The organism is Pseudomonas sp. NPDC089734 (assembly GCF_044748865.1).
GTDB lineage: Bacteria > Pseudomonadota > Gammaproteobacteria > Pseudomonadales > Pseudomonadaceae > Aquipseudomonas.
Genome location: NZ_JBIVGV010000040.1, coordinates 1 through 5,780, shown reverse-complemented (window position 1 = coordinate 5,780; position 5,780 = coordinate 1). Strand labels below are relative to the sequence as shown.

The 5,780-nt window shown below is 49.8% G+C and carries 10 protein-coding genes and 3 pseudogenes; all 13 read right to left on the bottom strand.

The genetic code is table 11. From position 1 onward, the window contains the following. A partial coding sequence (locus ACIPY9_RS24475; protein WP_400707789.1) for a hypothetical protein occupies positions 1–197 on the bottom strand: 197 nt, incomplete at its 3' end. Continuing rightward, complete coding sequence (locus tag ACIPY9_RS24470) at positions 169–432, bottom strand: PAAR domain-containing protein (RefSeq protein ID WP_400704292.1); 264 nt, start codon at positions 430–432, stop codon at positions 169–171. The genes ACIPY9_RS24470 and ACIPY9_RS24475, both read right to left, overlap by 29 nt. A 70-nt stretch (positions 433–502) precedes the next feature. Next, positions 503–1,018 (bottom strand): hypothetical protein, encoded by a 516-nt coding sequence (locus tag ACIPY9_RS24465; protein ID WP_400707786.1) that lies wholly within the window; start codon positions 1,016–1,018, stop codon positions 503–505. A gap of 11 nt (positions 1,019–1,029) precedes the next feature. Further along, positions 1,030–1,419: a hypothetical protein gene (locus tag ACIPY9_RS24460; protein WP_400707783.1), complete on the bottom strand. Its 390-nt coding sequence runs from the start codon at positions 1,417–1,419 to the stop codon at positions 1,030–1,032. A 20-nt stretch (positions 1,420–1,439) separates the two neighbouring features. Then, positions 1,440–1,638: pseudogene (locus ACIPY9_RS24455) on the bottom strand (RHS repeat-associated core domain-containing protein); the annotation flags it as partial. 128 nt (positions 1,639–1,766) lie between these two features. Further along, on the bottom strand, positions 1,767–2,099 hold the full coding sequence (locus tag ACIPY9_RS24450) for a hypothetical protein (protein WP_400707781.1): 333 nt from the start codon (positions 2,097–2,099) through the stop codon (positions 1,767–1,769). 342 nt (positions 2,100–2,441) lie between these two features. Then, positions 2,442–3,014 (bottom strand): annotated as a pseudogene (locus ACIPY9_RS24445) (RHS repeat-associated core domain-containing protein); the annotation flags it as partial. Positions 3,015–3,017: 3 nt separating this feature from the next. Continuing rightward, complete coding sequence (locus tag ACIPY9_RS24440; RefSeq protein ID WP_400704292.1) at positions 3,018–3,281, bottom strand: PAAR domain-containing protein; 264 nt, start codon at positions 3,279–3,281, stop codon at positions 3,018–3,020. An 18-nt stretch (positions 3,282–3,299) separates the two neighbouring features. Further along, positions 3,300–3,689, bottom strand: coding sequence for an Imm10 family immunity protein (locus ACIPY9_RS24435; protein WP_400707778.1), 390 nt, complete (start codon positions 3,687–3,689; stop codon positions 3,300–3,302). After that, positions 3,689–4,591 (bottom strand): annotated as a pseudogene (locus ACIPY9_RS24430) (RHS repeat-associated core domain-containing protein); the annotation flags it as partial. The gene ACIPY9_RS24435 and the pseudogene ACIPY9_RS24430, both read right to left, overlap by 1 nt. A 1-nt stretch (position 4,592) precedes the next feature. Beyond that, positions 4,593–4,856, bottom strand: coding sequence for a PAAR domain-containing protein (locus ACIPY9_RS24425; RefSeq protein ID WP_400707776.1), 264 nt, complete (start codon positions 4,854–4,856; stop codon positions 4,593–4,595). Between the two features lie 28 nt (positions 4,857–4,884). Next, positions 4,885–5,502 (bottom strand): Imm43 family immunity protein, encoded by a 618-nt coding sequence (locus ACIPY9_RS24420; protein WP_400707774.1) that lies wholly within the window; start codon positions 5,500–5,502, stop codon positions 4,885–4,887. Positions 5,503–5,516: 14 nt separating this feature from the next. Continuing rightward, positions 5,517–5,780 (bottom strand): hypothetical protein (locus tag ACIPY9_RS24415; protein WP_400707772.1); only part of this gene is annotated, 264 nt, incomplete at its 5' end.

Below are 5,780 nucleotides of genomic sequence, written 5' to 3'. Positions count from 1 at the left end.
AAGTCGTACGGGCCGCTGTAGTCCGGCAGGTCGAGCAGCTGGATCGGGCTCTGGCGAAGGGCCTGGGCCACGGGGATGAAGCTGCCCGGTTCGTAGAGGTAATGCACGGTGCGGCCGGTGCCGCTTTCGTGCGGTGCCGGGCTGCTTTCCCAGGCCAGGGTGAAGCCGTTAGCTGACCACAGCCCCTTTCGGCCCACTGGCAATCAGGCTCGCCCCACAAGCGGTTTTCATACCGTTCAGGGCAATGGGGGTTCCATCCACCGTGTAAGTGCTGCTTCCCTCTGCGATGGGAAAAATGCCTTTGCAGAGCGGGCAACTGACCTTGTGCCCAACCCCGGCAATGGGTTTGCCGTTGAGATTGGTTTGGGAAAAGGCTTCGAGGACTACGCCTCCGTGAGAGGTGGAGTCGCCTAGACGGATGATATCTTTCATTCAAGCACACCTATTGACAATTACTTGGTGGCATTAACAGCACATACCAAAACGTATCTAACACATAAATTTATCGAAATTCCAACACCCTTTCCCACTGATCAATATTACCAGCAAACTCCCTATCCACACGCAAAGCATCAAGTTCTCTCACATAAAGAGGATCGTTTTTAATCTTTTCTTCATCGCCCTCACTCAAAGCCACAGCTTTTCCACCTTTTTCATTGAGCAAGAAATTTTGAGCTGCAATATAATCATAAGCTTCAACAACAGAGCTCTCTGCCGCACTCAAACTTTCCTCCCCCTCAGAAAAAAACATCAAAAAGTCCGAAAGCGCATACATATATAAATTCCTATAAATCTCTTCAGTACTTGCATCCTGCTCATCCACAACAGCCGCATCTATAGCTTTAATAGCAGATTTAAAATTTATTTTTTTTGAGCCTGAAGCAAGGCATACCCAAAGATCATCTAAAAGAAATGTAATCTCGGCAGAAAGATCAACCTTCATCACCCTAAGCAAACCACCGAACCTATCGAATGATCTCAGCAGTACAAAAAAAGCGATTCTCTCAGAGTTATTCATTTGAATCTCCACTATTTCTTACGTTTAACAGGCGAAACAGGGTTTGCACCATGATTCATAATCGCCCCTTCACAAGAACAACATATAGGTCGACTTGCTGCAATATCAACAACTTTCAAATCATTTTGCGCTGCATATCGATTAATGATATTAACCTCAGCATGCCCCTCTGGACCTGAAACATTAGGCACTGAAATAGGTGTAACCCCCAGAACCCCCGCTTTTGCTCTCTGCGCCCCTGTCATTCTTCCACGGCTGGATGCAGCCACAGTCTGAGTCTCGCCGTTAGGGCTAGCCAGAACAGCTACAGCTATTGTTTCACTATTGAATGCCCGAGGCGATCCACCAGGTTTTAGAGATTCTCCATGTATGCTGTGAGCCATTTTTTCTAATGGATTCATATTTGAATCATATCGACAGCGTGGACTGAGACCTAACCGGTCAACCCATTCAACCGGATTCGGCGCATACGCATACAGGTTAGTCCCACCCGCATAACTGATCGGATCCTTGCTGACAAACCGCCCCACCCTCGGATCATAGTACCGATAGCGGTTGTAGTGCAGCCCCGTCTCGTGGTCATGGTACTGACCCTGGAAGCGGATCGGGTTGGTCAGGCCTCGTTACTGAGCAAAGTGTCTCAACCTCCCCTCACGCCTTGTTCAGCATGGCCTTATCAGCACTTTCAGTGCATCAAAAGACCATTCTATATTTTTCACGTTTTTAGGTATTTTAGATGTCTTCCCTATCAACTAGCTGCCCGGACTTCTGCTAAGGCTTTCTCAAGCATCTTCATGTCAGGCGGATTTTTCTGCCCAGCTTTAGAGCCTAGCCATCGTTGAACAGGGTTCTTGCGACCATGAGTGAGAAGTTTACCCTCCTCGGTTATTTCACTGTCCATAATTACCCTCTTAACCAACTCTCCACCTGAGTTGGTTACTCGACAAACGAGAAGATCATTTTTTTCCAAAAAAACGAAGAGACATGTCAATCCAACCTCCACGTTGTTTCTGAACTCAGGCTCATCTACATAGGCATCAAGAATCTGATCAATATCCCAAACTGCATAGTCCTTGCTCATTCAGTCCCTCCTTTCAACCTTGGAAATTCCGGTAACAGGTACCAACTCACCTGTTGAACGAACCTTAATAAAGGTGCCGCCATTAGCACGTATTCGTGCTTCTTTCGCGATTTGCTCGCGTTTATCGGCATTGTGACTCGTAACTTCATAGGTCTGCGCTTTCCCCTCCTCAATCACAGCGGTGTCGATTCGGCGCCGCTCGCCTGTTACAGGATCTTTTACCGATTTGCCTTTGGCATCTCTAAGGTAACACTCACATTGAATGGTCGCCGTTGGGTGCTTTGGGCGAATCTCGTCGTTGAAGTCCTGATGACGACGGTCTCCATCCACTGCGTTTTTAATCCTATTCAGCCCCCATGGATCAGCCCAGCTAACCGGGTTGGGCGCATAGACATAAAGATTCAGGCCGCCCACATAACCAATCGGATCCTTGCTGACAAACCGCCCCACCCTCGGATCATAGTACCGATACCGGTTGTAGTGCAGCCCCGTCTCGTGGTCGTGATACTGACCCTGGAAGCGGATCGGGTTGGTCAGGCCAAGCTGCTGCGCTGAGGTCGAGCGCTGTTCCTTGATCTCGCCCCATGCCTTGTACTGCGCACTCCAGGCGATCTCGCCGTGCTGGTCGGTGAGTTCCTGGGGCGTGCCCAGGTGGTCGCACTGGTACCAGGCCAGGGCGTCGAAGGGCTGGACCTCAGGTGTGTGGTGCCACAGCGGGTCGTCGTCGAAGTCGTACGGGCCGCTGTAGTCCGGCAGGTCGAGCAGCTGGATCGGGCTTTGACGCAAGGCCTGGGCCACGGGGATGAAGCTGCCCGGTTCGTACAGGTAGTGCACGGTGCGGCCGGTGCCGCTTTCGTGCTGCGCCGGGCTGCTTTCCCAGGCCAGGGTGTCGCCGTCCCAGCCATACAGGGTGAAGCGTTAGCTGACCACAGCCCCTTTCGGCCCACTGGCAATCAGGCTTGCCCCACACGCGGTTTTCATGCCGTTCAGGGCGATGGGGGTTCCATCCACCGTATATGTGCTGCTGCCTTCAGCGATGGGAAAAATGCCTTTGCAGAGCGGGCAACTGACCTTGTGCCCAACCCCGGCAATGGGTTTGCCGTTGAGGTTGGTTTGGGAAAAGGCTTCGAGAACTACGCCTCCGTGGGAGGTGGAGTCGCCTAGACGGATGATGTCTTTCATCACTCACTCCCCATAAAACTACAATCGAGAAACCTTTGTGGGTGTACCAACAAATATTGCAAGAAAAGCACTTTCAATTTCATCTCGCCCATTTAGTATTGAGGTGATTACAACCTCAACAACTTTCACAGCTTCACACCAACTACCGCCGCCCCCCAAAAAAGAAAAAACCAGTTTATCTTCACTAATGACAACCTCCTCTACACCACCATACCCCGCAAGACCTGCGCCACCTATTTCAATATAGTAGGTATCTTGATCAAGCTCTTCATCTTGGTCATCAGCCTCTTCAGCGCGCTGTAAAATCAGAAAATCCTGTGGTTCATCCTCATTATCTGCAAACCCAACTGTCAAAACGCCATCCTCCAAAGAGGAATCATAGTAATTTGCCGAAAACTTAATATTCATTATTTTTTTCCACTACCTTTTGGCTTGGCATTCCAGGTTTTGATTTCGCCGTTTTCAGGCCAAGTATATTGAATATTTGCTCCTGAAGCAGCTACAGCATTATTCATTTTTCCTTTGCATGATGGACAAGGAGGGTATTGTCCGTTGATGACCATCACATCCCCAGGAGCCAGTGGAATCTGCTTAACCGCTCTCGCCTCAGTATGGGTTGCAAGTGAGCTTCTGGGAAAACCAAGTGCTTTTTCCTCTGGAGTCATGTTTCCACTGTGCAAAGTACAAACGACAGTCTGTTCCCCACTAACATCATGCACTGTGATTTCAGCTGTATGAGTCCCTTTTCCACTACCGAATTTTGTAAGCCCTAGAGGGTCAATCCATTCCAAAGGATTCGGCGCATACCCATAAAGGTTAGTCCCCCCCGCATACCCAATCGGATCCTTACTGACAAACCGCCCCACCCTCGGATCATAGTACCGATACCGGTTGTAGTGCAGCCCCGTCTCGTGGTCGTGGTACTGACCCTGGAAGCGGATCGGGTTGGTCAGGCCGAGTTGTTGCGCTGAGGTCGAGCGCTGTTCCTTGATCTCACCCCACGCCTTGTACTGCGCGCTCCAGGCAATTTCGCCGTGCTGGTCGGTGAGTTCCTGTGGTGTGCCCAGATGGTCGCACTGGTACCAGGCCAGGGCGTCGAAGGGTTGGACCTCGGGTTTGTGGTGCCACAGCGGGTCGTCGTCGAAGTCGTACGGGCCGCTGTAGTCCGGCAGGTCGAGCAGCTGGATCGGGCTTTGGCGCAAGGCCTGGACCACGGGGATGAAGCTGCCCGGTTCGTACAGGTAGTGCACGGTGCGGCCGGTGCCGCTTTCGTGCTGGGCCGGGCTACTTTCCCTGGCCAGGGTGAAGCCGTTAGCTGACCACAGCCCCTTTCGGCCCACTGGCAATCAGGCTAGCCCCACAAGCGGTTTTCATACCGTTCAGGGCAATGGGGGTTCCATCCACCGTGTAAGTGCTACTTCCCTCAGCGATGGGAAAAATGCCTTTGCACAGCGGACAACTGACCTTGTGCCCAACCCCGGCAATGGGTTTGCCGTTGAGATTGGTTTGAGAAAAGGCTTCGAGGACTACGCCTCCGTGAGAGGTGGCGTCTCCTAGGCGGATGATGTCTTTCATAACTAACCACCCCAAATGCAAAAGCAGTTTAAATACGAGAAACTTTAGACCATTCCACTTCCTCAAGAGGAATATACTCTATTCCCTTCAGATATACCGCGGCGTCCTTGAATGCTTCCGAGCATATAAATGTATCACTCCCCCCTACAAGCCATTTGTATTTAAAAATATCTTTACACCACCCAGCGGGCAAAACCAACCTCTCGAAGCCACCTATAAGACCGGACCTTACATAAAAAGACGACGACTCATCGGTATTAGAAACGACATCAAGCTCTTCAAACAAAACCGCGCTATAGCATTTAGAGGAAATGCTTTTGCCAGACTGCGACACAACCTCAATCTTAGCCTGATCGACGACACCAAGTCCAAAATCTTTGCATAATGATAAAAACTCTTCACTGGCAATGTAAAAAAAATTTGAATCACTACGAATATCAAAATCAAAAAGCTTTTCTTTTGAAATCAATACCATCCCCTGAGGAAAGGGCGTGCGTGAAGCAGCTCTTCTAGACTCACTATACCAAGGAAAATAGCCATGCTTAACTTTTTTAATATCAGGATAAAACTTATCATAAAGCGCCGAGTTCGACAGACCTACAGGGCATCCACGCTCTTTTTTTTCAGACATCACATAAAATTTCATTCACACCTCGAACATTAATTAAGCCGCATCTGCACAGGTCCTAAAACAGATAACTCCAATCTCATTTCAGACTGCAATGCTGCAATTGCAGTACGAGCCTGCGCTCCAGCTAGAGGATTATCAGCAGATGTAGCTTCATAGACATCTTTAATATCTGCAATCTTGCCCTCAACTCTGCGACTATAATTAGCATGAGACCCACAATGATAAAACACTCTTTTCATTGACTTGGCCTTGTCAGCGCTATCAGGCATCAGCAGTCCATTTTCCTTTTTATC

What these genes read in the sequence shown, in the direction of transcription:
- ACIPY9_RS24470 (WP_400704292.1), bottom strand. Translation starts at nt 432, where the DNA reads ATGAAAGATATCATCCGTCTAGGCGACTCCACCTCTCACGGAGGCGTA.
- ACIPY9_RS24465 (WP_400707786.1), bottom strand. Translation starts at nt 1,018, where the DNA reads ATGAATAACTCTGAGAGAATCGCTTTTTTTGTACTGCTGAGATCATTC.
- ACIPY9_RS24460 (WP_400707783.1), bottom strand. Translation starts at nt 1,419, where the DNA reads ATGAATCCATTAGAAAAAATGGCTCACAGCATACATGGAGAATCTCTA.
- ACIPY9_RS24450 (WP_400707781.1), bottom strand. Translation starts at nt 2,099, where the DNA reads ATGAGCAAGGACTATGCAGTTTGGGATATTGATCAGATTCTTGATGCC.
- ACIPY9_RS24440 (WP_400704292.1), bottom strand. Translation starts at nt 3,281, where the DNA reads ATGAAAGACATCATCCGTCTAGGCGACTCCACCTCCCACGGAGGCGTA.
- ACIPY9_RS24435 (WP_400707778.1), bottom strand. Translation starts at nt 3,689, where the DNA reads ATGAATATTAAGTTTTCGGCAAATTACTATGATTCCTCTTTGGAGGAT.
- ACIPY9_RS24425 (WP_400707776.1), bottom strand. Translation starts at nt 4,856, where the DNA reads ATGAAAGACATCATCCGCCTAGGAGACGCCACCTCTCACGGAGGCGTA.
- ACIPY9_RS24420 (WP_400707774.1), bottom strand. Translation starts at nt 5,502, where the DNA reads ATGAAATTTTATGTGATGTCTGAAAAAAAAGAGCGTGGATGCCCTGTA.